The 26494-nt window shown below is 64.4% G+C and carries 35 protein-coding genes, 2 tRNA genes and 1 pseudogene; 21 read left to right on the forward strand and 17 right to left on the reverse strand.

The annotated features are described in order from the left end of the window. The first annotated feature begins 121 nt into the window (after nt 1-121). The 9 genes from FEJ81_RS24220 (at nt 122) to FEJ81_RS13795 (ending at nt 3680) form a co-directional block, all read left to right on the forward strand. Entirely contained in the window at nt 122-247 is a 126-nt protein-coding gene (locus FEJ81_RS24220; protein WP_267877912.1) for a hypothetical protein, read from the forward strand. A 132-nt stretch (nt 248-379) separates the two neighbouring features. Continuing rightward, a complete protein-coding gene (locus tag FEJ81_RS13760) occupies nt 380-1129 on the forward strand; it encodes a DUF2103 domain-containing protein (RefSeq protein WP_138245828.1) in 750 nt (249 codons plus the stop codon). A 159-nt stretch (nt 1130-1288) separates the two neighbouring features. Next, entirely contained in the window at nt 1289-1495 is a 207-nt protein-coding gene (locus FEJ81_RS13765) for a hypothetical protein (protein ID WP_138245829.1), read from the forward strand. Nucleotides 1496-1578: 83 nt separating this feature from the next. Beyond that, nucleotides 1579-1842, forward strand: a complete 264-nt coding sequence (locus tag FEJ81_RS13770) for an eL43 family ribosomal protein (RefSeq protein ID WP_006429482.1) — start codon at nt 1579-1581, stop codon at nt 1840-1842. A 19-nt stretch (nt 1843-1861) separates the two neighbouring features. Next, nucleotides 1862-1996, forward strand: a complete 135-nt coding sequence (locus FEJ81_RS13775) for a DNA-directed RNA polymerase subunit P (protein ID WP_006181151.1) — start codon at nt 1862-1864, stop codon at nt 1994-1996. Between the two features lie 6 nt (nt 1997-2002). Beyond that, nucleotides 2003-2269 (forward strand): KEOPS complex subunit Pcc1, encoded by a 267-nt coding sequence (locus FEJ81_RS13780; RefSeq protein WP_138245830.1) that lies wholly within the window; start codon nt 2003-2005, stop codon nt 2267-2269. A 122-nt stretch (nt 2270-2391) separates the two neighbouring features. Further along, nucleotides 2392-2940 (forward strand): DUF2243 domain-containing protein, encoded by a 549-nt coding sequence (locus tag FEJ81_RS13785; RefSeq protein WP_138245831.1) that lies wholly within the window; start codon nt 2392-2394, stop codon nt 2938-2940. Between the two features lie 83 nt (nt 2941-3023). Next, a complete protein-coding gene (locus FEJ81_RS13790; protein WP_138245832.1) occupies nt 3024-3422 on the forward strand; it encodes a prefoldin subunit beta in 399 nt (132 codons plus the stop codon). Then, the gene (locus tag FEJ81_RS13795; protein WP_138245833.1) at nt 3423-3680 is read left to right on the forward strand and encodes a DUF3194 domain-containing protein; all 258 of its coding nucleotides are present in this window, start codon (nt 3423-3425) and stop codon (nt 3678-3680) included. A 70-nt stretch (nt 3681-3750) separates the two neighbouring features. Here FEJ81_RS13795 and FEJ81_RS13800 read toward each other — a convergent pair whose 3' ends face one another. The 5 genes from FEJ81_RS13800 to FEJ81_RS13820 all read right to left on the reverse strand — a co-directional run bounded on the left by FEJ81_RS13800 (nt 3751) and on the right by FEJ81_RS13820 (nt 8392). Further along, entirely contained in the window at nt 3751-4176 is a 426-nt protein-coding gene (locus tag FEJ81_RS13800) for a hypothetical protein (RefSeq protein WP_138245834.1), read from the reverse strand. Between the two features lie 78 nt (nt 4177-4254). Beyond that, nucleotides 4255-6579 carry an LUD domain-containing protein gene (locus FEJ81_RS13805; protein WP_138245835.1) on the reverse strand — a complete coding sequence of 775 codons (2325 nt, stop codon included), beginning with the start codon at nt 6577-6579 and terminating at the stop codon, nt 4255-4257. Between the two features lies 1 nt (nt 6580). Then, a complete protein-coding gene (locus FEJ81_RS13810) occupies nt 6581-7087 on the reverse strand; it encodes an LUD domain-containing protein (RefSeq protein WP_138245836.1) in 507 nt (168 codons plus the stop codon). Nucleotides 7088-7212: 125 nt separating this feature from the next. After that, nucleotides 7213-7710: a YciE/YciF ferroxidase family protein gene (locus tag FEJ81_RS13815; RefSeq protein WP_138245837.1), complete on the reverse strand. Its 498-nt coding sequence runs from the start codon at nt 7708-7710 to the stop codon at nt 7213-7215. Nucleotides 7711-7837: 127 nt separating this feature from the next. Next, nucleotides 7838-8392 (reverse strand): GMP synthase subunit A, encoded by a 555-nt coding sequence (locus FEJ81_RS13820; protein WP_138245838.1) that lies wholly within the window; start codon nt 8390-8392, stop codon nt 7838-7840. A gap of 150 nt (nt 8393-8542) precedes the next feature. Between FEJ81_RS13820 and FEJ81_RS13825 the strand changes: the two genes are divergently transcribed. The 3 genes from FEJ81_RS13825 to FEJ81_RS13830 all read left to right on the forward strand — a co-directional run bounded on the left by FEJ81_RS13825 (nt 8543) and on the right by FEJ81_RS13830 (nt 10296). Beyond that, on the forward strand, nt 8543-8764 hold the full coding sequence (locus tag FEJ81_RS13825; RefSeq protein ID WP_138245839.1) for a hypothetical protein: 222 nt from the start codon (nt 8543-8545) through the stop codon (nt 8762-8764). A 101-nt stretch (nt 8765-8865) separates the two neighbouring features. Next, nucleotides 8866-9003 carry a hypothetical protein gene (locus FEJ81_RS23260; RefSeq protein ID WP_175416427.1) on the forward strand — a complete coding sequence of 46 codons (138 nt, stop codon included), beginning with the start codon at nt 8866-8868 and terminating at the stop codon, nt 9001-9003. A gap of 144 nt (nt 9004-9147) precedes the next feature. Then, the gene (locus FEJ81_RS13830) at nt 9148-10296 is read left to right on the forward strand and encodes an NAD(P)/FAD-dependent oxidoreductase (RefSeq protein ID WP_138245840.1); all 1149 of its coding nucleotides are present in this window, start codon (nt 9148-9150) and stop codon (nt 10294-10296) included. A 55-nt stretch (nt 10297-10351) separates the two neighbouring features. Here the strand turns inward: FEJ81_RS13830 and FEJ81_RS24415 are convergent. Continuing rightward, nucleotides 10352-11370: pseudogene (locus FEJ81_RS24415) on the reverse strand (zinc-dependent alcohol dehydrogenase family protein). Between the two features lie 113 nt (nt 11371-11483). Next, complete coding sequence (gene fen, locus FEJ81_RS13840) at nt 11484-12461, reverse strand: flap endonuclease-1 (RefSeq protein ID WP_138245841.1); 978 nt, start codon at nt 12459-12461, stop codon at nt 11484-11486. A gap of 123 nt (nt 12462-12584) precedes the next feature. Between fen and FEJ81_RS13845 the strand changes: the two genes are divergently transcribed. Continuing rightward, nucleotides 12585-13976, forward strand: coding sequence for an outer membrane protein assembly factor BamB family protein (locus FEJ81_RS13845; protein ID WP_138245842.1), 1392 nt, complete (start codon nt 12585-12587; stop codon nt 13974-13976). Further along, nucleotides 13966-14823 carry a hypothetical protein gene (locus FEJ81_RS13850; RefSeq protein WP_138245843.1) on the forward strand — a complete coding sequence of 286 codons (858 nt, stop codon included), beginning with the start codon at nt 13966-13968 and terminating at the stop codon, nt 14821-14823. The genes FEJ81_RS13845 and FEJ81_RS13850 overlap by 11 nt, the downstream gene beginning before the upstream one ends. 61 nt (nt 14824-14884) lie before the next feature. On the opposite strand, the gene FEJ81_RS13855 is transcribed toward FEJ81_RS13850, so the two are convergent. Next, a complete protein-coding gene (locus FEJ81_RS13855) occupies nt 14885-15463 on the reverse strand; it encodes a GNAT family N-acetyltransferase (RefSeq protein WP_138245844.1) in 579 nt (192 codons plus the stop codon). A gap of 119 nt (nt 15464-15582) precedes the next feature. Between FEJ81_RS13855 and FEJ81_RS13860 the strand changes: the two genes are divergently transcribed. The 3 genes from FEJ81_RS13860 (at nt 15583) to FEJ81_RS13870 (ending at nt 18098) form a co-directional block, all read left to right on the forward strand. Beyond that, nucleotides 15583-16128 (forward strand): hypothetical protein, encoded by a 546-nt coding sequence (locus FEJ81_RS13860; protein ID WP_138245845.1) that lies wholly within the window; start codon nt 15583-15585, stop codon nt 16126-16128. 114 nt (nt 16129-16242) lie between these two features. Further along, nucleotides 16243-17331 (forward strand): ABC transporter ATP-binding protein, encoded by a 1089-nt coding sequence (locus tag FEJ81_RS13865; RefSeq protein ID WP_138245846.1) that lies wholly within the window; start codon nt 16243-16245, stop codon nt 17329-17331. Next, nucleotides 17328-18098 carry an ABC transporter permease gene (locus tag FEJ81_RS13870; protein ID WP_138245847.1) on the forward strand — a complete coding sequence of 257 codons (771 nt, stop codon included), beginning with the start codon at nt 17328-17330 and terminating at the stop codon, nt 18096-18098. Before FEJ81_RS13865 ends, FEJ81_RS13870 begins: the two co-directional genes overlap by 4 nt. Before the next feature lie 177 nt (nt 18099-18275). Here the strand turns inward: FEJ81_RS13870 and FEJ81_RS13875 are convergent. From FEJ81_RS13875 to FEJ81_RS13885, 3 genes are all read right to left on the reverse strand, one after another. After that, nucleotides 18276-18346: transfer RNA gene (locus tag FEJ81_RS13875), tRNA-Gly, on the reverse strand. A gap of 168 nt (nt 18347-18514) precedes the next feature. Then, nucleotides 18515-19459: a WD40/YVTN/BNR-like repeat-containing protein gene (locus tag FEJ81_RS13880; protein ID WP_138245848.1), complete on the reverse strand. Its 945-nt coding sequence runs from the start codon at nt 19457-19459 to the stop codon at nt 18515-18517. 308 nt (nt 19460-19767) lie between these two features. Beyond that, complete coding sequence (locus FEJ81_RS13885) at nt 19768-20451, reverse strand: class I SAM-dependent methyltransferase (RefSeq protein WP_138245849.1); 684 nt, start codon at nt 20449-20451, stop codon at nt 19768-19770. Between the two features lie 266 nt (nt 20452-20717). Between FEJ81_RS13885 and FEJ81_RS13890 the strand changes: the two genes are divergently transcribed. Continuing rightward, nucleotides 20718-20789, forward strand: a tRNA-Ala gene (locus tag FEJ81_RS13890). Nucleotides 20790-20903: 114 nt separating this feature from the next. On the opposite strand, the gene FEJ81_RS13895 is transcribed toward FEJ81_RS13890, so the two are convergent. From FEJ81_RS13895 to FEJ81_RS23265, 4 genes are read right to left on the reverse strand one after another with little or no spacing between them, the layout of a single operon-like run. After that, the gene (locus FEJ81_RS13895; RefSeq protein ID WP_138245850.1) at nt 20904-21911 is read right to left on the reverse strand and encodes a tyrosine-type recombinase/integrase; all 1008 of its coding nucleotides are present in this window, start codon (nt 21909-21911) and stop codon (nt 20904-20906) included. Next, the gene (locus tag FEJ81_RS13900; RefSeq protein ID WP_229504716.1) at nt 21908-22123 is read right to left on the reverse strand and encodes a hypothetical protein; all 216 of its coding nucleotides are present in this window, start codon (nt 22121-22123) and stop codon (nt 21908-21910) included. The genes FEJ81_RS13895 and FEJ81_RS13900 overlap by 4 nt, the downstream gene beginning before the upstream one ends. Next, on the reverse strand, nt 22110-22430 hold the full coding sequence (locus FEJ81_RS13905; protein WP_138245851.1) for a hypothetical protein: 321 nt from the start codon (nt 22428-22430) through the stop codon (nt 22110-22112). Before FEJ81_RS13905 ends, FEJ81_RS13900 begins: the two co-directional genes overlap by 14 nt. Next, nucleotides 22427-23008, reverse strand: coding sequence for a helix-turn-helix transcriptional regulator (locus tag FEJ81_RS23265; RefSeq protein ID WP_175416428.1), 582 nt, complete (start codon nt 23006-23008; stop codon nt 22427-22429). Before FEJ81_RS23265 ends, FEJ81_RS13905 begins: the two co-directional genes overlap by 4 nt. A 210-nt stretch (nt 23009-23218) precedes the next feature. Here FEJ81_RS23265 and FEJ81_RS13920 point away from each other — a divergent pair, with 210 nt between their 5' ends. After that, a complete protein-coding gene (locus FEJ81_RS13920) occupies nt 23219-23530 on the forward strand; it encodes a helix-turn-helix domain-containing protein (RefSeq protein WP_138245852.1) in 312 nt (103 codons plus the stop codon). A gap of 313 nt (nt 23531-23843) precedes the next feature. Here FEJ81_RS13920 and FEJ81_RS13930 read toward each other — a convergent pair whose 3' ends face one another. After that, nucleotides 23844-24464, reverse strand: a complete 621-nt coding sequence (locus FEJ81_RS13930; protein WP_138245854.1) for a hypothetical protein — start codon at nt 24462-24464, stop codon at nt 23844-23846. A 344-nt stretch (nt 24465-24808) separates the two neighbouring features. Between FEJ81_RS13930 and FEJ81_RS13935 the strand changes: the two genes are divergently transcribed. After that, nucleotides 24809-25387: a hypothetical protein gene (locus tag FEJ81_RS13935; protein WP_138245855.1), complete on the forward strand. Its 579-nt coding sequence runs from the start codon at nt 24809-24811 to the stop codon at nt 25385-25387. A 6-nt stretch (nt 25388-25393) separates the two neighbouring features. On the opposite strand, the gene FEJ81_RS13940 is transcribed toward FEJ81_RS13935, so the two are convergent. After that, a complete protein-coding gene (locus FEJ81_RS13940; protein WP_229504717.1) occupies nt 25394-25594 on the reverse strand; it encodes a hypothetical protein in 201 nt (66 codons plus the stop codon). A 292-nt stretch (nt 25595-25886) separates the two neighbouring features. Here FEJ81_RS13940 and FEJ81_RS23270 point away from each other — a divergent pair, with 292 nt between their 5' ends. Beyond that, nucleotides 25887-26483 carry a hypothetical protein gene (locus FEJ81_RS23270; RefSeq protein ID WP_175416429.1) on the forward strand — a complete coding sequence of 199 codons (597 nt, stop codon included), beginning with the start codon at nt 25887-25889 and terminating at the stop codon, nt 26481-26483. Nucleotides 26484-26494 lie beyond the last annotated feature (11 nt).

A 26494-nucleotide genomic window follows, 5' to 3' on the forward strand; every position in this document is an offset into this window, starting at 1 on the left:
TTCTCTCGAGAACCCTACTAATGGAAACAGCCTCGAGCGGGCCGAGTTCGAACTCCGAGACCCCGAGACGGGCGAGGCTATCGACGCGGCGACGGCGGCTCTCGGCGGTGACAGCGAGACCGTGACCCGGACGCTGCGCGCTCGAGGGAGCGAACAACTCGCGGTGTATCGAATCGTCGTCACCGCTATCGACGCGGACGGAAACGTCGGGAGCGACGAGACGACCGTGAGCGGGAGCGGGCCGTAGCTCGGCCCCAGCGTCCGTTCGACTTTGCTCCCGGAATCGCCGGATTCCGGTCCGTTCGTCCGGTGAAACGCAGCCGAATCCCGCCGCCGTCGAAAACAGGCCTGTTTTACCTGTGTCGCCCGATGCCTCGATATGGAGTGTCGTCACTGCGCATCGCCGCTCGAGAAACCCGGTGACTTCTGTCTGGTCTGTCGGGAGGCCAACACCGAGGCGATCGTCCTCGAGGCGGCGCGCGACAGGGCGACCATCACGATGCTCGCCGGCGAGCCCGACGAGCCGGGCGAGCGAGACGCCGACGAACAGGTTCTCGGGGAGACGACGATCACGACGACGCCGGAGGACGGCGAGAACGAGCCGATCGAACTCCGGAACTTCGCGGGGCTGATCGGCGACGAAATCCGGCGGAAACGCCCGGATGAGGTCTACGCCGGCGGCGTGCGAGCGGTGATCCGCGCCGTTCGCGAGGACGTTCACCACCCGTTCTACCGCGTCGACGACGACGAGCCCGTCGCGGCGGTCCTCGAGCGCCGCGGGAACCGCGCGCTCGACGTGGTCGAGACGCCGCCGGCCGAGAAGATCAGCGGCAGTCACTCGACGCTCATCGGCGGCCGGACGGGAATGCGGGCCATTCACACCGTCGCGGATCACCCCCACGTCAAGAAGGTGATTCCGGGCCCCATCGACGCCGGCGGCAAGGGCTCCCAATCCGGCATGCGCGCGAAGGTGACCCGCGCCGACGACGGCGGCAACGTTCGCATGCTCCTGCGGGACGGCTCGAGCGTGCAGGAAAACCGCGTCGTGACGACCGCTCGCGACCGCGAAATGGGCGAGCGGATTCGCGAGGATCTCAACGACGTGCTCGCGGACGCGGAGTTCCAGTAGTCGCTCGTCGTGTATCGCCGTCCCAGACCGCTAGCCGTCGATGTCGATTCCGCAGTCGGGAGACTCTCGAGGCAAATATTGTGCCGAATCGATGGAAGTGTCAGTTGCTGCTGGTTGTCCGAGCCTTATCGGGACAGCCGTAATTAGATATAATTAGCCATGCTCGAGCGACCGGACGCCGTCCTGACCCTCATCCCGTTGCTGGCGATGAGCGGTCTCGCGGTCCGCACGCTCCTCGCGGCCCCGAGTATCGGCCCGGGACTGCTTACCGCGCCGCTTGCGATCGCCGGGTATCTCGCCGCGCTCGCGCTCGTCTTTCTGGAACTGCTGGCGTGGCCGGTCGCCGAGCGAATCGGCGGGTCGTGATCGGGGCCGAGCGACGAAGTGCCGTCCGAGAGCCGTCACGACTCAACAGGTTTAAGAATCCGCTGGCGATAGTGAGGACTACTATGGCCAAGAAAGGACAGGTCGGTAGCGCTGGCCGCTTCGGCGCCCGCTACGGCCGCGTCGCACGACGTCGCGTCAGCGAGATCGAAGACGACATGGAAAACGCCGAAGTCGACGGCGACGATGTCACCCGCGTCGGCACCGGCATCTGGAAGAACGAGGAGACCGGCGAGGTCTTCACCGGCGGCGCGTACCGCCCGGAGACCCCCGCCGGCCGCACCGTCCAGCGCTCCATCCGCGCTGCCCTCGCAGAGGACGACGAATAACGCGTCATTCAGGTCCCGCATGAGTTACAAATGCTCTCGCTGTAAACGCGACGTCCAGCTCGACGAGTACGGCGGCGTCCGCTGTCCCTACTGCGGCCACCGCGTGCTCCTGAAAGAACGCAGCCGCGACGTCAAGGAAGTCGACGTCCAGTAACTGCGCGTGTCTTCTCACGATGCGACCCTCGAGTTCGACTACGAGACCGCGTCGCGCGCCGAACTCGTCGCCGAGAGCGTCGGCCGCGAAATCGGCGAGATCGACGACGAGCGCTCGCGGACGACCATCGAACGGGAGGGTGCCCGCGTTCACATCGAGATCGACGCCGACGACGTAATCGCGCTTCGAGCGGCGCTGAACACGTGGTTTTCGCTGATCGATGTCGCGGAACGGACCGCCGACGTGGGTGCAGCCGTTCTCGAGTCCCAGTAGGTCGTGGCTCTCCGTCCCGTGGCTCTCGCCCTCATAGATAATCCCGTCTCGAGCGACCCGTATCGACCCGACCCTGTACCGGCAGGCAACGCGGTCTTCGTCCTCGTTTCCGAATTCGCGGTATGGCCGAACGGGAGGGGACGTGGCTCGGACTGCGGCGGGACGCCAAGCCGCTGGTGATCGCCGGCCTCGCGCTCGGACTCGGTCTGGGCGGCTTCTTCGACGGAATCGTCTTCCACCAGATTCTCCAGATCCATCACATGCTCTCGTCCTATCCCGACTCGAGCGTCGCGACCGATCTGGAGCTCAACGTGATGGCCGACGGGCTCTTTCACCTCGGGACGTACGTGTTCACGATCATCGGCGTCGTGTTGCTCTCTCGAGCGTGGCGGTTCCACTCGGTCCCGAACTCCGGGCGGGCGCTGTTCGGCGCGGTGATCATGGGCTGGGGCGTGTTCAACCTCGTCGAGGGGATCGTCGATCACCACCTGCTCGGGCTGCATCACGTCTGGCCCGCCGGTCCCGGCCCGATCGTCCTCTGGGACGCAGTCTTCCTGCTCTGGGGCGCGCTTTTCCTCGTCGGGGGCTACCTCGTGATCCGAACCGACAGCGCCGCGACGCCGACGGCCGGCGACGACGCGGTCGCAACCGACGGACGCGGTTCGAACTAGGGCAGGACGATCGGCAGTCGGTGCCGACCGCCGACCGGAAGACAAAGCTGGTCTTTATCAGTCCGGAGGGCGACGGTCGAGATATGCAAGGAAACCTGCCGCCCGAGGCACAGGAGAAAATCGAGCAGCTTCAGGACCTACAGGAGACGGCACAGGAAGTCGCCGTCCAGAAACAGGAAGCCGAATCGGGTCTCACCGAGGCACAGAACGCCCTCGACGAGCTCGAGAACATCGACGAGGGAACGACGATGTACCGAAACGTCGGCGAACTCCTCGTCGAGACCGACTACGATCAGGCCGAAGAGGACCTCGAGGACAAGGTCGACTCGCTCGAGATCCGTCTCGAGACCCTCGAGAAGCAAGAAGAGCGCGTCCAGGACCAATTCGAGAGCCTGCAGGAGGAACTCGAGGACATGCTCGGCGGCGGCGGCATGGGCGGCGGTCCGGCCGGCCCCGGCGGTCCGGGCGCTGGCGGCGCGTAAATGCCGACTGACGAGCCGTCGGACGAGACCGTCGTTCAGACGGCGGCCGACGCCGCGGAAGGCGTCATCTTCTCACAGTACAAACAGTCCGACGTGCGCGATTACGACGTGACCGTCGTCTTCGAGGACGGCGTCCTCGAGGTCGACGTCTACCTCAACGCGCCCGAGGATGACGAGGCCGATCCCGACCCCGAACAGGTCGCCGACGACGCCGCGCTCGCGGCGCGACACGCGGTCGATGAACTGTTCGAGGCGTAGGCACGCGGTTTCGTTCGATTCGCTGTACTCCTGTACTGGTGAGCGATCCGCTCGAGTAGTGACCGTCTCACTACCGTAACCGCCCGCTCCCGATGACTGCGAGCCCGAGGGCACCGACGAGTATCAACGCGCTGAGCGCGGGCTCCGGAAAGGTATCGATTTGTTCGCCGACGACGCCCACGACGACGAGCAGTCCGGCGACTGCGGCGGGAAGCGGCCGTGCGACCAGTTGCTGTCCGAAGGCCCGGAGCGACCAGTATCCCATCTCGAGTCTCGACGCGACGGCGGCCCCGAACGGGCGGTTTCCGTCCGGGTTTGCGGCCGGTTCGAACACCTCGAGTTCGGCCTCTGCGACCCGCTCGAGTTCGCCGGTGTTGACTCGCCGACCGTCCGGGTCCCCCACGCGGAGTAACGTCGCGGTCTTCCCGCTCGTTCCGACGACGCGGTAGATTCCGTCGGGATAGTCGCTATCGGTCGGGCGGAGATGGTCGTGCATGGACACCGAAGTCATTCTACTGCGACAGTTTAGCTACCGAGCCGACCCCCGTAACTGTGCGGGCTCGAGTTTCGTTCCCTACCGCCGAGAGTGACCGGGTGCGAGCAACTCGATCGGATGCGGAACCTCGCGCTCGAGCAGCGCCTCGAGCTGGTCGCCACACGACGTTCCGGACGCGACGACGGTTTCCGCGTCCTCGACCTGTGTCGCTAACCGCTCGCCAACGTCCATACTCAGTTCGTAGTACTCCTGCTTGTAGCCAAAGGAGCCCGCCATACCGCAACACTCAGCGCTGGAGCTCTCGGGCGCGTAGCCACAGCGCTCGAGGACGGCAACGGTGGGCGCTTCGAGGTCGAGCGTGCGCTGCTGGCAGTGGGAGTGGTAGGCGACCGGCTCCGATCCGTCGCCGGTCGACAGGGCCGACGGCTCGGCTCCGTTCTCGAGCAGGCCGTAGACGTACTCGCAGATCTCGTAGCTGCTCTCCTGGAGCCGATCGAACGACTGCTCGGGGAGCAGGCGTTCGTACTCGCGGTGCATGGCCGCCAGATCGGACGGCTCGATGACGACCACGTCCTGGCCAGCATCGAGGTCTTCGGCCAGCGCGGCGAAGAGCCGGCTGGCCTGCCGGTCCGCCGTCGCGATCATCCCCTGTGAGAGCGCCGCACGCCCGCTCTCGGGCAAGTCCGGGACTCGAACCGGCACGCCGAGCGCCTCGAGTGTCCTGACCGCGGCTTTCCCGCGCTCTGTGTCGACGTAGTTCGTGTAGACGTCCGGGTAGAGGACGACCTCGCGGTCGATCTCGGCCCCGCCGTCTCGAGCGGCTCGCGCCGCCCGTCGGCTCGAGGCGTCCGGGCCACCTCGCTCCTCGAACCAGTCGACGAGCGATTCCTGCCGGAACGTCGGCAGATCGCGCCGGCGGTCGATTCCGAGGGCGTGCTCGAGGGCCGCGCGGACGGGGCCGGCGTCGGCGAGCCAGTTCGAGACGGGCGCGGTCGCGCTGGCGGCCTTCGCGACGGTGCCGATGTTGCCGAAGAAGCGTTTTCCGGGGTCGATCCCGCCTGCTTCCTCGTCGGGCGTGAGCCCGTCGACGAGGAAGTCGTACGACTCCGCGTCGCCGCTGCGGTTGATCCGGTCCCGGACGACGGTGTTGATCCACGGGATGTCGATCTTCACCGGACAGGCGTCGACGCAGCGCGTACAGCCGGTACAGAGGTCGTTGAACTCGGCCGCCGAGTCCTGTCCGTGGACGCCGGCCTCCCAGCCGGTCGCGATGCCGCCCGAATAGGTCTCGCCGCCGAACCCGTGGCCGCCGACCGACTGGAAGTTCGCACACGAGTTCGAGCAGGCTCCACAGCGGATGCAGTACAGCGTCTCCCGGAGCTGATCGTCCTCGCGCATGTCCGTGCGGCCGTTGTCCAGCAAGACGAGGTGGAAATCGCGGTCCGAGTTCCCGGGTCCGTCGGCCGCTCCGTTACCGTCGCCCGTGATCGGCTCGTCCGGCGACTCGAAATCCAGCGTCGGCGAGTCGGTCGGCGGGGACAGCATCGTCACGTACTGCGAGATCGGCTGGCCCGTCGCACTCTTGGCGATCAGGTCGACGAAGGGCTCGAGGTCCGACAGCGTCGGGATCAGTTTCTCCACGCCCGCGATCGCGACGTGGGTGTCGGGCGTGACCGCGCACTTGCGGGCGTTGCCCTCGTTCGTGATGAGCGTGATCGTCCCGCTCTCGGCGACGACGAAGTTCGCACCCGTAATCCCCACGTCGGCCTCGGTGATGATCTCGCCGAGATGGTCGCGAGCGAACCGCGTGAGTTCCTCAGCGGTATCGAACGGCTCGTCGGGGTCGAACCGCTCGTTGAACAGGTCGGCGATCTGCCCGCGATCGAGGTGCATCGCCGGGCCGACGATGTGGGAGGGCGTGTCGTCGGCGACTTGCAACACCCACTCGCCGAGATCGGTCTCGGTGACGTCGATCCCCGCGGCCTCGAGTCCCTCGTTGAGATCGATCTCCTCGGTCGTCATCGATTTGGATTTGACGACCGACGGCGCGTCGGCGTCGCCTGTCGTCCCGCTCGCGTCGGCCGTATCGGCCGCGTCGGCCTCGTTCCGGACCACGTCTGCCACGTACGCGTTCGCGTCCGCGGCGTCGTCCGCCACGTAGACGGTGCCGCCGTTGGCTTCGACGGCCGCCCGGACCGTCTCGATCAACTCCGGCAGTCGCTCGATAGCGTCTTCCTTGATCGCCCGCGCGTCGGTTCGCAGTGCCTCGAGGTCGTCGGTTCCGCCGTAGGTCTCCTTCCGGCGGTCGTTCGAGGCGCTCGCCTGGGCGTGGATCGCCGGCCCCTCGGTCTCGAGCAGGTGCCGGATCCGCTCGGCCCGCTCGGATCGCGTTCGTTGGGCCATCCTATCGGTCCTCCAGAACGATCACGTGGACCTCGCCGGGCCCGTGGACGCCGTGGACGAGGTCGCCCATGTCCGCCGTCGCGCTCCGCCCGGTCGCGAAGACGACGCTGTCCCGGCCCGCGTCGAACCCGTCCGCGAGCCGGTCGAAACCGGCGCTGAGATTCGGGACGACATCGCTCTCCGGGACAACCGCGACGTGACGATCCGGGTAGAGGGCGATCGGTTCCGCGCCGTCGGCCGTCGACTCCACGGCGACGCTGCCGTACTCCGCGATTGCGAACCCGACGGGAGTGACGCCCGTTCGTGCCGCCTCGAGTTCGGCGGTCGTCGGCTCGATCGTCACCGCTTCGGGGAGCGAAACGCCCTCGTAGGGAAGCGCTGCGCCGACGGCCGGCGCGTCGGCGACCGCGTCGATCCGCTCGCTCGCGTCGGCGGCCGCGACGCGCTCGAATTCTACTTCGAGTCCCTCGAGTGCGCGTTCGAACCGGCCGATAGTGTCAACTGTCATCGTCACCCACATCCCGGCGGACGGGCAAGAGACTGACGGTCAATCGGGGCCGTGGTGAGCCGCGCTGCTCGAGTGCGTGTTCGATCTCTCAGGTGGCGAAAAAGAAACTGAATGCCGGGCTGCTTTCACTCCGAGACCGACAGTTCGCCGTAATCGAACTCCTCGCCCATCTCCGAGAGGCTGTCGAGTTCGTCCTGCTCCTCTCGGAGCGTCTCCTCTAAGGTGTCCGCGACGTCGTCCATGCCGAGCTGATCCGCCATCGGGATGAGGTTCCCGTAGACGGCGATCTCGTAGTGTTCGGACTTCTGGCCGGCGGCGATGTTGAACCGGTCGATGGCCTCCTGACTGGGATCCTTGTCCATGAACTCCTCGTGGGCCTCGATCATCCCGTCGACGACCGGATCCGTCTCGGCCTCCGCGTCGGCGTCGAGTTGCTCGAACACGTCTTCGATGCGCTCGACGTGATTTTGCGTCTCCTCGCGGTGCTCGGCGAAGCCCGACTTGAGTTCCTCGCTCGAGGCAGTTTGCTCGAGTTCGTCGAGGGCTTCGACGAGTTGCTGTTCGGTGTAATACGCGTGTTTCAGTCCGTCTACGAAGAGGTCTTCGGTTGAGTCGATAGTCATAGGCGCTCGTGTGAGTCGACAGCGCTGATTTCAATAAACAGGTGGCTTGCAGATGAGACGGTCGCCGGTCGCCGCAATCGTCCGAACCCACACGAGCACGTATGATAGCGGTGTGGCGGGACCGGGACTATCGCGATTCGCAGATCGCGACGAAGTTCTCGAAAATCTCGTCGCCCTCCTCGGTGTGGGCGACCTCGGGGTGCCACTGGACACCGTAGAGGTCGCGGTCGGTGTCGCTCATCGCTTCGACGTCACACACGTCGCTTCTCGCGGTCAGTTCGAAGCCGTCCGGCAGTTCCGTGACCTCGTCGGCGTGGCTCGCCCAGACGCGGGTCTCGGGGTGCAGGGTGCCGGTCAGCGGGTCGTCGTCGTCGACGATGTCGACGGTGACGTCCGCGTAGCCGCCGTAGTCGCCGCTGCCGACGCTCCCGCCGAGTTCCTCGGCGATCAGTTGCATCCCCAGACAGATGCCGAGGACCGGGATATCGGCCTCGAGGTACTCGGCCGACGCGCCGATCCGATCCATGTCGGGACCGCCCGAGAGGACGACACCGTCGGCGTCGGCGGCTTCTGGCGGCGTGTCGTTGTCGATCAGTTCCGTGTCGACGCCGAGGTCGCGAAGCGCTCGGCGTTCCAAGTGGGTGAACTGTCCGTGGTTGTCCACCACGACGATCTTCGTCATTGCGTGCTCGTAGCGGCTCACTCGGTAAAAACGGTCCGAAAACCGCGCTCGGCTCGCACGCGAGGCGGAACGCTATCGCTGCCCCGTCATAAGCGATGAACGACTCGAGGCGCGGCCTTTTCAGTGCACAGTACAATCCCGGCATAGAGTATGACTCGCCCGAGTATCGATGCCGGCGATATGCGGTGGGGATGGACCTGTCCGCTGTGCGAGACGGACGCCTCGGTCTCGAGGGATCCCGAGTCCGAGACGTTCCGATGGGAGTGTGACGACGAGTCGTGCGAGGCGGTGGGCTTTGGCTTCACCTCGCGACGCAAGGCCAGACTCGCCCTCAGAGAGTACCGCGAGCGGTATCAGAACATCTACCGGTAGTCGGGTTACGACGGGCTGCTCGAGGCCCATCGATTCCGCCGATGTAACCCGTGAGTCGGCGTTCCGGTACGTTTATGCGTTCGTCACCGGATGACAGAGACATGGCTGTCGATCTGAGCGAATTCGACCATCCGACGTGGCTCACTGTCGTGGGAACGGGTATCGGCTACGGACTGATCCTCGCCGTGCTGACGCTGGCGATGTTCGTCGTGCCGTGGCTCGTCTTCTCCGCCCTGTAGCGCCGCGAGCACTGGCTGTCGTTCGCACTCGTTTTCCCGCTTCGGTAGGACCGAATCGTCGACTCGAGCCGGGTCTCTAGATATCGTTTCGATCGGGTCGATCGTCCACCGGTCACTATGCGACTCGAGTCCCTACGCCTACCCATGCACGTCGTCGTTCTCGGTGCGGGCTACGCGGGGCTGACCCTGACGCGGTTGCTCGAGGAAGACCTCCCCGAGACGGTCGACATCACGCTGGTCGACCGGTCGCCGGACCACCTCGTTCAGCACGAACTCCACCGGGTGATCCGCCGGCCGGAACTGGCCGCGGCGATCACAGTCCCGCTGCCCGAGGTGCTCGAGCGGGCCGCCGTCCGCGTCGCTCGCGTCGAGGAAATCGACCGCGACGAGCGGGTCGTGTCCCTCTCGACCGGCGCGCTCTCCTACGACGCGGCGGCGATCTGTCTGGGCGCGCGGACCGCCTACTACGGGCTCGAGGGCGTCCGGGAGCACTCGACGCCGCTCAAGCGGCTCTCGCACGCGAATCGGATTCGGTCGGGCGCGCTCGAGACGTTCCGCGGCGACGACCCGCGGCTCGTCGTCGGCGGGGCCGGCCTCTCCGGAGTGCAGGTCGCGGGAGAACTCGCGGCGCTCGCTCGCGAGGAACGGGCCGACGCGACGATTACGGTCCTCGAGCAATGCGAGCACGTCGCACCGGGGTTCTCGGACCCCTTCCAGCGCGCGGTTCGGACCGCACTCGAGGAGCAGGGGGTCGAGGTGCGGACCGACGCGGCCGTCCGGCGAGCCGACGAGACGCACGTCCACCTCGAGTCGGGCGACCGGGTCCTCTACGACCGGTTCGTCTGGACCGGCGGGATTCGGGGCGCGGACGCGCTCGAGGGCGAGCGGCCGACGGTCCGGAGCGACCTCCGGCTCGACGACCGGACGTTCGCGCTCGGGGACGCGGTCCGCGCGGTTGGCGCCGACGGGGAGCCCGTGCCGGCGAGCGCACAGGCCGCCGTGCGGGAAGCGCGGACGGTCGCGGAGAGTATCACCACCCTCGCTACGGACGGCGACGGGATCGAGGTCGACGCCGCTCTCGAGGCGTTCACCTTCGAGTCGCCCGGCTGGGTCGTCAGCGTGGGCGACGACGCGGTCGCGACGGTCGGCGACCGCGTCCTCACGGGCCGAGCAGCGAACGGCCTGAAAACGACGGTCGGGTTGGGGTATCTCTCCGCGGTCAGCGACGCCGAAACCGCGGCGGGGTTCGCCTATCGGGACCTCGTCCCGGAGCGGTTCCAGCGCGACCGGTGAGCGGAGACGTTCCGCGGCGGTCCGCTCGCGGGACGCCGTCGCGATCGAGCCGTCCTCACTCGAGCGAGATGACGACCTTCCCCTGATGGTCGCCGGCTTCGACGTAGCGGTAGGCCTCTCGAACCTCGTCGAAGTCGAAGACGCGGTCGATGACGGGTTCCATGTCGGTCGCGGCCATCGCGCGGTTCATCCGGTCGAACATCGCGCGGCTGCCGACGCCCATCACGCCCTCGACGGTGAGCGCCTTCTGGAGCATCAGTCCTGGATGCACCTGCCCGTCCTGCCCGGCGAGCACGCCGATGAGATGGACGTGGCCGTTGACCGCCGCGGCCTCGAGGGACCGCTCGAGCGTTCCCGGGCCGCCGACTTCGATGACGTGATCGACGCCGCCGTCGGTCCGCTCTCGGACGGCCTCGCCCCACTCCGGAGTTGCCTCGTAGTTGATCGTCCGCGACGCGCCGAGGTCGCGAGCGCGCTCGAGTTTGTCGTCGCTCGAGGAGGTGACGATGACCTCGGCCCCCTGCATCGTCGCGAACTGGAGCGCGAACGTCGAGACGCCGCCGGTTCCGAGCGCGAGGACGCTCTCGCCGGCGGTGAGGTCGCCGTCCTCGACGAGGGCACGCCACGCGGTCAGCCGGCACACGACAGCGTCGCGCCCTGTTCGTAGGAGAAGTGCTCGGGAAGTACCGCGAGGCTCTCCGCGGAAAACGTCGCGTATTCGGCCAGCGCGCCGTCGACGTTCCCGCCCGTCGTCCGCGCCATTTTCTCTCGTGTCCCCTCCCCCTCGATCCAGTCGGGAGCGAACGGCGTCGCGACCCGGTCGCCTTCCGAAAGTCGATCGACGTCCTCGCCGACCGCGACGACCTCGCCGGCACCGTCCGAGAGCGGGACGACCGGCAACGCCGCGCCCGGATAGGCGAGTTGATCGTTCGCGATCGCCAGATCCCGGTAGTTGAGCGAGGCCGCGTGAATCCTGACGAGCGCCTCGTCGTCGTCTGGCGTCGGCCGGTCGCGGTCGGTTCGGACGATCCCCTCGTAGTCACTCGTGGCTTCCTGAACTTCGTAGAGTTTCATCACCGGAGCAATGGCCCTGCCGGACTTCGGTCTGCCGCCCGGCGACCGTTTTGCTGGCTCCCAGCGCTACCGGCAATCGGCTGTCCGGCACCGAGCGGCCGCGAGCGTCGGCGTCACGTCCACCGATCCAGCCCCGTCTGCGTGACGCTCTCCTCGATGCGCTCGAAGCCGCGTTCGACCTCGCCGGCGTCGACGCCCCACTCGTCGGTGACGTAGGCCCTCGCGGCCTCGAGGTCCGGATCGACGCTCGCGTCGAACTCGTAGTCGTCGGTCACGTCGGGATCGCGGAACAGTTGGCGAACGCGGTCGCCGTACTCGACGTGATCGCCACGCGCCTCGAGGACGCTCCAGAGGTCGCCGTGTTCGGTGATCGCCGAAATCGCCGTCTTCGGTCCGATTCCGGAAACGCCCTCGTTGAAGTCCGTCCCGATGAGGATCGCCGCGTCGATCAGCTGCTCGAGGGTCAGGTCGTGGTGGGCGAGGCTGGCCTCGAGATCCATCAGTTCGGGATCGCCCTTGCTCGTCAGTTGGCGCAGGGTCAGCGGGGAGCCAAAGAGGAGGGCGTCGTAGTCTTCCGACCCCACGTAGTCGGCGTCGCCCCGTTTGACCATGTGGGCGGCCTGGGCCTCGCCCTCCGCCGGCGCTTCGACGATGGGTACGTCAAGCAGTCGCAGCAGTTCGCGGCTCGTCTCCTGGATCGTCGGCGTCAGCCGCTGCGTTCGGGACTCGAGTTGCGCGATGGCGACCGCGTCGCCCTCCTCGCGGGCGGTCTCGAGTTGCGCCTCGTAGCTCCGGCGCTGTTCGCGGCGGGACTCGATCTCGTCGTCTTTCAGTTCGGAGGGGCCGCCGTCGAAGACCATCACCGGCGTGATGTCGTGTTCGAAGAACTTGGGCAGCCCCTGGACGATCCCGACGAGGTTGGCGACCTCGGTTCCGTCCCCGGTCGTGTACGTCGCGCTGTCGGTCCACTTGACCGTCGTCGTCAGATAGCGGTAGAGCCAGTTGTGCGCGTCGACGGCGACGGTCCCCTCGATGTCGTCGAAGGGAATCTCCTCGATGACGGCGATATCCCGAAGTGCGGCGTTTCCCATTGGCAGCCATTTGGGCGGACCGGGATTTGAATCGTTGGCTTCGACCCGCCCGCGTACCGAGTCGATCGGCGTCGATACGAAGTTTTATTCCGGGGATGAAATGAATATACACTAACTGATAGCATGGATACCGCCTCGAGCCCGGGTCGTCGGGCAGTGCTCGCCGGCGTCGGAACGCTGCTCGGCGCGGGCGCGGGCTGTCTCGGCGCGGACCGGACGCCCGCCGCGAGCGAGACCGACTGGCGAATGTACGGCCGCGATCCGGGCCGAACGCGGTACGTCTCGGACGCTGACCTGCCACGGGACGGCGTCGAGATCGCTTGGTCGCGCTCGGTCAGCGCGTCCGGGTGGCTCCCGCCGGTCGTCGCGAACGGGACCGTCTACTGCCAGTACGCAAACGGGCTGTTCGTCGTCGATGCCGAGACCGGCGACGGAGATGTCGCCAATACCTACGGCGGCTTCGGTCGGGGTGCCGGCCCGATGGCGTTCGCCTCGACGACGGTCTACCGGGACGGCGTGTTGCTCGTCCCGTACGGGAACGCGGTCGCCGGCTACGCCGCCGAACCCGACGGCTGGCCCGAGACCGTCTCGGGGATCGGCGAGGACCGGGCGCGCTGGTGGATCGACGGCGAGGGCGTTAGTACGGCGCCGCCCGGCGGGTTCGGTGCGGACGCGGCGCAGTCCGGCACACCGGTCGTCGCGGACGGGACCGTCGTTAGCCTCCATCCGCAGGGAACCGTTTCGGCCGTCACGCCCGACGATGGTGGCGAACGCTGGCGATACGGACTCGCGGCCGCCAACCCCGACGACGAGTACTCGCTCGTTCCCATCGACCACGTCGTCGACACCGCGACCGGGACCGTCGTCGTGAAAGGGCGCGTCCTCGGCGGACCGGTGCTCGTCGGACTCGACCTCGCGGACGGCACTCTCGAGTGGACCGTCGGCGAGGGGCGGACCCCCGAGTGGCGGGTCGAGGCCGGCGACAGTATGGCGGCACGCGACGGGACGGTCTACACCGTCGGATGGACGGAATCGGACTCGAGCCGGGCGGTTCGGATCCGCGAACTCGACGCGGCGTCGGGAGGTCGCGGCTGGACTCGCCCGCTCGAGCGCGACGCACACGTCGGGTTCGCCGTTGACGAGACGACCGTCTACCACGTCGGCGTGATCGAAGCCGACGAGGGGGCTGACCCGATCGGCGTCGCGGCCATCGACCGCGCGGACGGCGGCGTTCGGTGGACGGAGACCATCGACGACGCGCCCGGCAGCATCCTGACGGAAGGGGGCCCACCGCCGACGGTCGCCGGCGACCTCCTGCTCGTCCCCAGCCGTGCGGGTCTCCACGCCCTCGCGACGGCGGACGGGGAACGACTGTGGACGTTCACGGAAACGGTCGGGACCTCAGGCGGCGGCGAAACCGAACGCGCCGCCCTGACACCGGCGGTCGTCGCCGGCGATCGAATCGTCATCGGAACGACGCTGATGCTCTACGGGCTGGGTGACGATGGCGACTGACGACTCCGATTCCGACGCGGTGAACGGGGGCGAGACGGGGTCGGAGCCGGTCGTCTCGAGCCTCGGGGCCGGTCCCGGTCTCGGGTCGATTCTCGCGACCGCGGTCGCCCTGCTCCGCGGACGGCCGTCGCTGCTCGTCCCCTTCGCCGTCGCCGGTGCGCTCGGTGCCGCAAGTACGGTCGCTAGGCTCGCGTCGCCGTACCCCGTTGGCCTCGCGCCGTTCCCCGACCGTGGCCTCGTCCAGCTTTCGCTGCCGCTTGTCCCGCGGCTCGAGCCGACGGTCGAAATCAGTTCCGCGATCCTGTCCGGGATGAAACCCCGGTTTCTCGTCGCCTTCATCGGCTGGCAGGCGCTGCTCAGCGCCGCGACGGCGGTCGCGTTCGCCTGGTGTCTCTGGCTGGCGGCCGCGGACACGAACGGGGTTGTCCCGCCGCTCGATCGGGTCGCCCGACTCGTCGCGTTCGTCGCGGTCGTCGACGGCGTCTCGCTCGGCACGGTAGTCCTGGCCGGCGCGTGGACCGGGTTCGGCATCGGGCTCGCGTTCGTGGCGCTACTCCTGATCGCTCCCGTTTTCGTCGCGCTCTTCGTCGCTCCCGCGGCCATCGTGATCGACGGCGACGATCTGGTCGCGGCCGCACGCGAGAGCCTCGAGTACGCGGTCGCAAGTCCCGGCACGATTCTGGTGATATTGGTCGGGCTCGGCTCCGTCGGATACGCACTGACCGGCGTCTCGCGGCTCGCGTCGTCGCCCGTTGGAGCCGTGCTGGCGACCGTCGTCAGCGTGACCGTCGCGGGAACAGTCCACGCCGTCGCGGTCGCCGCGCTCCACTCGGCGGGGCCGCAGTAGGGTTGTCGGCTGGGGACTCCGTTGTGTCGCGACCCGTCGTCGATACGGCCTCGCCGTCCGTTCACTCACCGCCAGTCTCCGGCGGCTCACTGCCGAGCCGCGACTCGAGGAACGCCTCCTCGTCCGCCGAGAGGTCGCGAGCGCGGTACTCCTCGAGTCCCGCCTGATACCGCTCGCGCGGGGTCCAGTCCGCGTCGGCATCCGGGGTTGCGTCCGCATCCGTCCCCGGGTCCGAGTCCGGGCTCGGATACTCGAGGATCAGTTCGGCGATGCCCGTCGTCTCGCCGGTGTAGGCGAAGCCGGTCCGGTAGAGCGCCTCGTAGGCGAAGGGGTTGTTGACGGCGATCCGGAGCCGGTCGTAGCCGCGCTCGAGGGCCCGATCGCGGACCAGTCGACAGAGCCGCGGGCCGATCCCCTCGCCGCGGCGCTCGCGGTCGACGGTCACGTAACGCAGCCACAGCGTGTCGCCGTCGGTGCGGTCCTCGTTGAACGCGACGGCCGCGACGATCCGGCCGTCCTCGGCTCGAGCCACCGCTTTCCCCGTGTTCGTCATGACGAACTTCCCGGCGTAGCTGAACCGTTCGTGATCGAGTCGGAGTTTGGGGCCGTCGGGCGGCCACTCGAGCAGTTCGTACTCCACGGGAGCGCTTGGCGAGCGAGCCACTACAATGCACGGATCGGGACGTTCCGTCAGCCCTGAGATGCCGGAAAACCGACGGAACGAACACTTTTGGACTCGTTTGTGGTATCGATGACACGATGAGTAGCGAATCCAACACCGTGGCTACGACCGGACTCAGCGGCAACACCGGATGGCTCGTCGGCGGCGCGCTCGGCGGTGCGATCGGTGCGGTCGCGTTCGGCATCGTCATGTGGCTGCTCGACCCGGACGTCCTCTCGGCCGCGATCCCGTCGATCTACGGGCTCGATCCCGTCAGCCCCGTGGGTTGGGCAGTCCACGTCGCACACGGGGTCGTCCTCGGAATCGTCTTCGGGGTGCTGGTCACGCGCCCGCCGATCCTCGGTGCCCTTCGAACCGATGTCGAGACGGATGCGCTCTCCCGAACCGGGATCGTCTTCCGAACGACCGCCGCCGGGTTCGTCTTCGGGCTGCTCGTCTGGACGGTCCTCCCCCTCATCGTCCTCCCCGTCTGGCTGGACGCGGTCGGCGGTAGCGGGGCCGAACCGCTCACGACGGCCGCCGCGGGGAGCCTGTTCGGCCACCTGCTGTTCGGAACCGTCCTCGGGGCCGTCTTCGCGGTGACCGTGGATCTCCACGACCGGACGGCCGAAACGCCGTTTTAGCGCGGACCCTCCGCAGCGCCGTTCCGAGTCTGCTATCGTTTTCGTTTCGAAAATCCAACCAGAACCGACGACTGTTTATTGATTGACCGTTCAGTCAGTATACGAGATGACACCATGAACGCGATACGCGTCGACGGACTAACCAAGGAATTCGACGGCGTGACCGCCGTCGACGACCTCTCGTTTACGGTCGCGCAGGGCGAACTGTTCGGCCTGCTCGGACCGAACGGGGCCGGCAAATCCACGCTCATCAACATGCTGGTGACGCTGTTGCCACCGAGCGCGGGAACCGCGACCGTCAACGGCCGCGATATCCGCGCCGAAAAGGGAGCCGTCCGATCCAGTCTGGGAATCGTCTTTCAGGAACCAGCGCTCGACGAGGAACTCACCGGCGCGGAAAACCTCGCCTTTCACTCGCGGCTGTACGGCCAGCACGCGACCGAACGGGACGACCGCATCGACGAGGTGCTCGCGCTCGTCGGCCTCGAGGCCGAGCGGGACGACCCCGTCGGCACCTACTCGGGCGGCATGAAACGTCGCCTCGAGATCGGCCGCGGGCTGTTGCACGAGCCCGCGGTCCTCTTCCTCGACGAGCCGACCGTCGGTCTCGACGCACGCACCCGCCGGGACATGTGGGCGTACATCGAGCGGCTGAACGCGGAGGCCGGCGTCTCGATCGTCCTGACGACCCACTACATTGAGGAGGCCGAACGTCTCTGTGACCGCGTCGCGATCGTCGACGAGGGCGACATCGTCGCGATGGACTCGCCGACGGCGCTCAAAGACTCGCTGGGCGGCGACGTCGTCGCCCTCGAGTTCGCGGACGACGTTCCCGCCGCACTGCTCGAGCGACTCCCCGAACAGCCGTGGATTCGCGAACACGCCGTCGTCGACACCGGCGTCCACGTCACGGTCGACGACGGCGACGCGCGGATCGCCGACCTCGTCCGTCTCGCCGACGACGCAGGCGCTCGGATCTCGGCGGTCGACCTGCGCGAGCCGACCCTCGAGAACGTCTTCCTCGACCTGACCGATCACTCGGCCAGCGACGAGCGGAGCGGGACCGGCCTCGAGTTCGGCACCGGCAGCGAGGGCACCAGATCGGCCGCGAACGGCTCGAGCGCGGCGATGGGAGCCGGTGACTCGGGTTCGAGTTCGGACGCCGATCGCTCGAGTACGGTCTCGACGGAGGAGCAGCCGTGAACGTCGTCGACTGGCAGGCCATCTATGGGCTCTGGCTGCGCGACACCAAACGGTTCCTCCGGACGCCGTCGCGGATCGTCGGCTCGCTCGCGATGCCGCTGCTGTTCCTCGTCTTCATGGGCTTCGGGTTTCAGGGCGCGGCGATCCCCGGCCTCCCCGAAGACGTGGACTACCTCCAGTACCTCGTCCCCGGTATCGTCGGTTTCACCATGCTGTTCGGGGCCTCCTTCGCCGGGCTCTCGATCCTCGCGGATCAGGAGGTCGGCTTTCTCAAGGAGATTCTCGTCGCACCCGTCAGCCGTACGTCCATCGTCCTCGGCCGGATCGCGGGCGGCTCGACGACGGCGCTCGTCCAAGCGCTACTCATCCTCCTGCTCTCGATCCCGCTCGGGTTCGCGCCGGTGAGCCTGCTCTCGGTACCCCTCGCGGTCGTCTTCCTCGCGCTGCTCGCGATCACCTTCGTCGGCTTCGGGATCGCGCTCGCGTCCCAGTTCAGCGACAGCGAAGGGTTCGGCCTGATCGTCCAGTTCGTCATCTTCCCGCTCTTTTTCCTCTCCGGCGCGCTGTACCCGCTCGAGGGACTGCCGAGTTCGGTGCGATATCTGGCGTACGCGAACCCGCTGACCTACGGGGTCGACGGCCTGCGGGCGGTGCTGGTCGGCACGTCGTCGTTCTCCGTCCTGGTCGATCTCGGCGCGCTCGGGTTCTCGTCGGTCGTGATGGTCGCGATCGGTGCATCGCTGTTCGAGCGCGTCGAAGCGGTGTGAGAGCGGGTGCTCGAGAAGGTTGGTTTCGGGAACTTCAACAGCCGTTCGTCGAAACGTGCACGGACCGGGATTTGAACCATCTGAAGACGGTCACGTCCGCTCCGCTCACGCACTGCGTCTTCCGTAATTCAAATCCCTCTATCGCGCATTTTCTCCTCACGTTCGTTCGTCGAAAAGTGCGCGGACCGGGATTTGAACCCGGGCCATGAGCTTGGAAGGCTCAGGTCCTACCACTAGACCATCCGCGCGCATCTCCCGGTTTTCGTCCCACGTTTAAGGCTCTTCCTTTTCCGCTCGAGTCACGGCTAGCGATTAGCCCGCATCGAGGACCGGGTTACGCGAAAAAACGGTGTCGCATCAGCCAGCGGATGGTGGTCACGAGCGCGCTCCACAATGGAATCGGCAAGTCGGGACGCCTATCGCTCGAGCAGGGCACCCGAGGAGCCGACGGCGATGTCGACGGGGCCGGTGGCGACGGCTCGGAGGTTCTCGCCGACCGGCGTCTCGTTCCGGGTCCACTTGCCGTCCTCGAGTTCGAAGACCGCGCCACCGCTGCCGACGGTGTAGCCGGTGCCGGCGTCGGTCTCGATGTCGAAGAGGGCGGCGTCACCGAGGCTCTCGGGGACCCACTGGCTCCCGTTGTACGTGAACACGGAGGCGTTACCGCCGCTGACACGGACGTCGTCCGCGGCGTCGCTGTCGAGGCCGTAGTAGGTGACCCCGGCGTCCTCGATGCCGATCGGGTTCCACGTGACGCCGTCGTCGGTGGCGAACACCTTTCCGTTGGTGTCGACGACGTGGCCCGAGCGGGCGTCGTAGAACTCGATCGCCTTCAGTCCGGAGCCGCTGCCGGGGACCTCGTAGTTCCACGTGCCCTCTTTGCCGTTGTCGAAGCTGTAGTGGACGGAGCCGGAGTCGTCGGCCACGTACACGTCCGCTTCGCCCGCGGGGCCGGTGACGGCGATGTCGTTGAAGTTCGCCGTGAAGTCGTTGGGCGCCGAGCGGTCGACGAGGTTGCCGGTCGTCACGTCGTACTCGCCGATCGCACCGCTCGAGCCGACGAGCCAGAGGCGCTCGCCGTCGTCGGTGGTGTCGACGCCGTAGAGGTCGTTGCCGTTGCCGGTGGGACCGCCCTGCAGGACGACCTCCCAGCCGCCGGCGGTGCGTTCGATGACCAGTCCGGAGCCCGCGACCGCGTGCGGATTCGTCGCCGTGTAGGCGACGTCGTGGATCGTGCTGTCGACCGGGGTCTCGACGACCGTCCAGTCGGACTCGGCGGCGGAAACCGTCGCGGGAACGGTAGCTGCGGCAAGCGATGCGCCTGCGGCCTTCAGTGCCGAACGTCGGGTGAGACGCGTCATAGCGTATCCGGGGCTGGCAGCGAGACGATCATAAAAGCCGGATGTTCTTCAGACCATTCCAGTCCATTCCGGACCTTTCATTCCATTTTATTTCGTTCTCAGTGACTGCCACTCGGCCGGATATTCGGCGCGTAACTGGGCCAACCCGCGAAAAACGGTTTCCGGTGGAGATTGGCTCTGGCTACCACGGGAAATCTACACACTTCGTGGGTTTCGACGGCACTGGTATCGAAACGGTATAGCGGAGGGCCCCTCGAGCGAGTTCTCGACGCCGCGCGCGGAACTCGTCCCGATCGCGATCCGATGGGCTACCGACTCCGCGATCGGCCGTGTCCCGCCACCGTCGCGTAACAGTTGCCGCTCGAGAGTTCCCACTCGCGGAGCTCGAGGTCGCTGTTCTCGAGATCGGCCTCGAATTCGTCGGGCGCGTAGATGTGGTAGAAGCGGTCGACCGGTTCGCCGCCGGGGAGGGTCCACTCGACCGTCGTGTCGAAGCCCTCGGGCTCCTCGAACCGGTCGTGGGCGGTCGACCACGCGCTGACCAGCGCGCGGCCGTCGGGCGAGAGCACCCGCGCGAGTTCGTCCAGACTTGCCCGGCGGGCCGCTCGCGTCGGCAGGTGGTGCAGCGTCGCGACGTAGACCGCGATGTCGATCGCGTCGTCGGCCACCGGAAGCCTCGCCGCGTCGCCCTGTACCAGTTCGACATCGAACTCGCGCTCGAGGGCACGGTTTCGCCCCGTCTCGAGTAGCCCGCGGCTGACGTCGAGGCCGACGACGGACTCGCAGTCGGCGGCGAGGAGTTCGGCGTGCCGGCAGTTGCCACAGCCGAGATCGAGTCCGACGCCGCCGGCTCCGTGGTCGGCCGCGCTCGCGACGAAGGATTCGACCTCGGGCCACGCGTACTCCCGCGTGGACGCGAAGTGTGTCGCGATCCGGTCGTAGGTGTCGCGCACGTCGTCTCGGCTGTGTGCTCGCTCCTGATCCCCGGCCATCGTCGGATTTCGTCGGGGTATCCGGAAAAAGCGTTCGCAAAGCCGCTCGGATTTCCACTCGGGGTCCCCCGGCGAGCGGCTGTAGTGTGTCGCTACTGTGGGGTATCGGGGTCGATGCGCTTCATCGGGCGTGAGTCGGCAGCCACAGGGCCCCCAATGCTCCATCGGGCGCCGGGACGTGACCGTGTGAATGTGAGACCGTGACGGGGGCTCGAGGGATTCGAGGGGTTTATCTACTCCCGACGGGAACTGTGGGATGCGTACGAGGGCTCGTAGATCAGGGGTAGATCACTCCCTTGGCATGGGAGAGGCCCCGGGTTCAAATCCCGGCGAGTCCACTCGAAATTTTGCGTTTCAGACGTTCTACTTGCTGAATTCCGTTCCCTAAGGGTGTTCTGACGGCTATCGATACGACAGTGCTGACAGCGGCTTGCTTGAGAGTCATGTTCCTGTTATAGGCCTTCGATGAAGTCGCGTCGCTGTTCCATCTTCTCACGGTCTGTACGGCGGTCGTAGTGGCGATCGAGAACTTCCGAGGAAACGTCACAGCGGTCGCTGACGATTTTCTCGGGGATGTCCTCGCGGAGCTGGTACGTGATCGCGCCGCGCCGGATCGTGTGCGGCGAGAGACTGCTTGGGCAGTCGTAGTAGTGCCCGTACTCCGTGGCTTCGCAGTCGTTCGGATCGCGGTCGTGGGGACACCCCTCGATCATGCAGGGCTGTGTGAGTCGGTACACTTCAGACCGGATCTGGCCGGAACTCAGCCGGCCCTGATCGCTCGTTACCAGCGGCTCGCGGCCGTGGTCATCCACGATATCGTGGCGGTGGAAGCGGATGTACTCGTCGAGGACATCGCAGTAGTAATCGTCGAGCGCGATCGCCCGCTCGGCCGGCTCCTGATTCTTGAGCGGTGTGTCGGTATCCGGCCTATGTCGGAGCCAGAAGCACTGGTCCTCGGGTTCGTAGTCCTCGAGGTCGACCGCTCGAAGGCTCCCGAGGCGGATCCCCGTGTGCCAGAGGATCGCCATGATGACGTGCTCGCGGCTCGCGCGCTTGTACCGCTCGAGGTAGCCGATGATCTTGTGGGCGCGATCGGCGTCGAGCATCTCGTCGCGCGCTTCGTCACCGCGGTCGACATCCGGAAGCTTCACTCGCTCGCGCATTCCCGGTTCGACGGCATCAATCGAGGCGCAGAACTCGAGGAAGACGCGCAACGTCGCGAGCTGCCCGCGGAGCGTGACGATGTTCACGTCCTGTTGTCGCCACACCCGATAGCGGTGGAGATCCCGACCGGTGAGATCGTTGAGGTTGTCTATTCCAACCTCGTTGCACCACTCGACGAAGGCATTCAGCCGGTACTTGTGGTTCTGCAGCGTCTTCGCGCTGATCTCGAGTTCGCGGTGCGAGACGTAGAGGTCGACCGCCTCACGGGGCGAGATCGGCTCGAGGCCGTCGCTCATGCCGTCACCCTCCGTGTCGCGTAGTTCTGGAGTTGGCAGAAGACGCCACCGCGCCGGAGCTCTCTTCCGTCATCGGTGTAGACGATGTGACCGCCGGCATGACACTCGCTACAGCGGTAACAGGTCGTGTCTGTCGAACCCCAGGTGGTTCGCCGTGCGGTCGCGCCGCAGGTCTTGCAGGTGACCGTCTCGGGGTCGTCACGCATCGCCATCACCGTCCTCGACGATCAGGTCCTCGAGGTCGCTTCGATCGGCGGCGTGTTCCTCGTCGGCGAGTCCTTCGGTGAACGTCGCGACTTCGTCGCGGAACAGGCGGAAGAACTCGCGCGTGCTTTCCTCCGAGCGGACCTGCGAATGCTGCTTTGTGATCGAGGCGACCATCGACTCGAAGATCTGGTCTTCGTCCTCGAGCACGTCGATCCCGTCAGAGAGTCGCCGGTAGGCGAGCATCTTCTGGAACCTGCGGGTGTTGACAACGGCCTCGATCTCCTCGTCGGAGAGTGCCGTGACTTCGATCACGCCTCCTCACCTCCGTCGGTCGCGGCGATCTCGATCCCGCAGGCGTCCGCGCGTCGGTGAACGCTCTCCCCAAGCATCGCCTCGGCGTCGGCCGTCAGCGTGTAGCTGTTCGTCCGACCGTCGAGTTCGTCGCGCTCGAGGAGATCGTCATCGATCAGTCTATCGAGGTTCTGGTACAGCCGGCTGTGACCGATCTCGCCGTAGTACTCCTGAAGGTCGTCTTTGATCGCGAGCCCGTAGGGGTCCTTTCCGACTGACTCGAGTCCAGCGATCGCCTCGAGGATGTCCCGCTGGAAGCCGGAGAGGTCGCCCCACGCGATACCGCCGTCGGCGACCAGCTCGGGCTCGGCTTCGTAGTCCTCAGCGAGTTCGTTCGCTTGCTGCCGACCTTCAGGCGAGCCCGATGCAGGGCCACCGTCAGCTCGGAGGTGCGCACAGGAGCGACAGACCGGTTCGTTGCTCCGAGCGTCGTAGCCGTCCGCTCGAGCGCCGCAGGCGCAGCGAGCGTCAGACCTTTTGGCTGGCGATGCCTCTTGCCGTGCGTGGGGTGTATGCCCCACGGAAGTTCCGAGATTCATTCCGGATCACCGGAGTTACCTTCCGGGCGGCGCTCCAACGCCGCCCAATCTCACATACCAACAAGAGTCATCTTCATCCGAGTTGGTAACTCCGCAACTCCACCTTTGTATCCAATATGCATAAATGCATCGCAGACTCGAAAAGCAATCCAAGATAGAGATATGGGTAAATACTGGGAAATAGGTTCCCCCATCCTGTATTAGGATTTAATGAGGCAGTCGGGTACTTGGATGACAATCTGGGATGACCGGATTCTCGAAATCATTCGTAACGAAGGGCCAACACCAGTAGGTAAATTAACGGAACGTGATGGGGTTCGAATTAGTCAGTCATCAGTTTCTCGAAGGTGCCAGAAACTGGCGGATCACCGACTCTTGATCCCGATCGGGAACGGCGTCTACGATATCTCCGATATTGGGGAAGCCTATCTCGATGAGGAGTACGACGCCGAAAACGAGACCTACCTCAACGGCGGCGACTCGAGTGATGGACCGAGCGCCAGTGGAACCACCCAACCCTAATGAGCCGAAAGCCCGCCTGCTGGATGTGTACGCTTGATGAACGGATTCTCGAGCATCTCTCGGAGGATTCGTGGTCGACACCACGGCATATGTCTCAAGTTGTCAAACTCACTGCGTCACGTGGGCGGGTCGAAGAGCGATGTCTGATGCTTTCTCAGGTCGGACTAGTCGCTCCGATCTTCGAGGATAGCAACATGTACGAAATCACCGGCGAAGGACAGGGGTACCTCGATGGCGAGCTTGATGCCGAAAATCGGCCAGACCCGTCTCCTAAAATATTGCAAGAATAAGATAGATCGCTGGTTCTCAGCGCCTATAGCCGATAGAGATTGACCGCTTCACTTGTGAGTGTATAGCGGTACGCCTCATACCGGAAAGTTATCATCCCGTAGTCTCCTCGAGTAGAGAGACCTGGATGGTCTTGGATCGCTGGAACAGCGGTCCGCAATGTTTTCACCGGATCACCTGTTCGGAGTCGATTTTCGATTCTTGCTGGGTTGATTCCGAACTCGTCTTTGAGAACACTTCGATGAGTCACTCCACCATCTGCAACTGCGGCCGAATCGCCGGTATCAGTAGCGTGCATATGGTCGATAAGTGCCTCAAGGGCGTCTTCTGCTGTATCTTCTACCTCTCCATTGATGATTTCGCCATCGGTTCCTAACCATTCTGCGATAACGAAAGTACGTAGATCATCAGCTACTTCTGGATCAGACTCTACGAGTCCGATTTCTTGTAGATGATCTAGTGAGGTTTTTGGATCATAAGTCAGTGATAAGTTGAGTTCTGTCTCAGTATCACTGGATTTGATCCCCTCATGAGCGGGACCGATTCCATTACGAAGGAACCGATATGCAATCGCGATCATCTCTTCACTACAGTCTTTGCTTCCTTTCAGGAAGCGGATCACTCGTTTTACGTGTTGCCGACCCATTTCTCTGAATCTGCGACCATTCCAGTCGCTTGCGGATCTACCGCGAGGGCAAAATCTATATTGGGTGAGATACAAGCCCCACTCGCAATAGATTACCTTGCGGTTCTGTAAACCCGGTCCGTAAGGTAATTTCTACGACCTGGGCGGCACCCGTCCTGTGTGGCAGCCGGTTGGGTGCTGCGCAGGGCGACTCAACCTGTTTAGGTTGTCCTTTCTTGAGTTACATCTGATCTAACTGCTAATAGGTGCGTTTATATAATAAGTCTTCGTCTGTATAGGTACAGACATCTGGACTGATACCGATGACAGATAAAGATAATGGGAGCAGTCGCCGAAATACGGGTATGCTTACAGCCAGAGATCGAGAGGTATTAAGTGGTGGTTCTGACCTGACACGAAGTGCAGAAAGAGACGCAAAATATCGAATAAGAGAAAAAGTGAAACAAGGCTTTGACGATATGTCTTTTCTAATGGATAATCTTGGTGAAAAGGATAGAGAATTAATATTCGATGACTTACTCAAGCAAGAAGTTGACCACATTGCGGCAACTCTTGCATTAATCTACCTAGGAATTGAGGATTCACCCGTTGACCGAAAAGATCCCGACAAGTTGTTTATGGAATCTCTTGGTGTGGCATACTACGTGTGCACAAATGAAAGAGGAGAACTCTACGATGTAGACTTCAGTATTAACGTAGAAAGGAAAAAACCAGATGAGGATAGACTATTTAGGAAAATAAAGCGAGGGGACGGCACTTATGCGGATTTTGTGCATCTACATACAATGGGATTAGTAGAGGATTTATACGAATACGTAATTGAAGAAGAGAAGGTGATATCAATCAGTATGCTGGGTTCAGAAACTGAATACGAAATAACTCCGAGAACCGCGAAGGCAAGATTAAGTTCTGGGAGTAATTAGCGAGAGTTAATTTTCATCATCGAGATGAGCGAGCGCCGAATTATTCGGATCGATATCTTCGACGAACCGTAGCAGCCGTCGCGTTGCCGTCGGATTCTCCTCAATATGTTCGAGGAAGTGAACCATCCCCTGCAGCGCGACGTTCTGCTTGTGGTAGTCCCACGTTCGAAGCTGGATTCTGAGGTCCTTGTCGGTGATGACCTTCACGCCCTCGTCCTGTAAGGTTTCTCGAGCGTCGGCTTCGACCTTCGACAGACTCGCGACGAAGATCGTGGTACCCGAATTGATCCCATCCCGCGTTTCCCATCTTGTCGTACCGCTGGGCGGTCGCTGATGGCACTCACCACCAGAGTGACCGCGTACTCGTGACCTCAGTGAACAATGAGGTGATTGATGTATCGATTATTCTCTCAGCCTACTTTCGACTAGTAGAATAGTCACCGTAACGAATAAACGATGGGTATGGTAACTCACTGAGAAGAATAAACATTGAATAAGTATGGAACCTGAGCAGCCAAAAAGCAGTAGTCAGGACGATGAGCCTGAAATAGAAAGTGCAGAGCTAAGTGATGTTCCAGCCGGGCTAAAACGAATTACTGCATGGTGTTACCGTTTCCTCACAGACCGTCCAGAATGGCAGAGAGGTGTTATTGGAACGTCTACATTCCTTGGCGGGATCTATTTTGGATCCCAAATCGCTGCAGCGATTAATGTCGTTGCAGGATTACTAGCACAAACTGTCGGTACCGTTTCGTTTACAATAAATCACGTTATCTTGGTCGTTGTCGGTGTAATTGCAGGACTTCAGTGGAGAGTTTCCCGACAACTTAACATGGTTGGCGATGAAGTGGAGGATATGACTCCAAGGTCCCCCCAAACTGATGGAGGAAGAGAAATTGAGTTGAGAGACTCTGACGATGGGGGTGACGCGACCGGAGGGGGTGCAATAGGCGGAGCGATCGCTGGAGGTGCGATTGGTGCCGCCTTCGGACCAGGTGGTGCAATTGGTGGTGCAGTGTTAGGTGCGATTCTGGGTGACGGAATAGAAAAGAACGAGGACAAGCAGCAACGAGATAATAAGGGTCAGTTCAAGTAGGCTGTCAACTT

It is taken from the genome of Natrinema versiforme (assembly GCF_005576615.1).
Taxonomy (GTDB): domain Archaea; phylum Halobacteriota; class Halobacteria; order Halobacteriales; family Natrialbaceae; genus Natrinema; species Natrinema versiforme_A.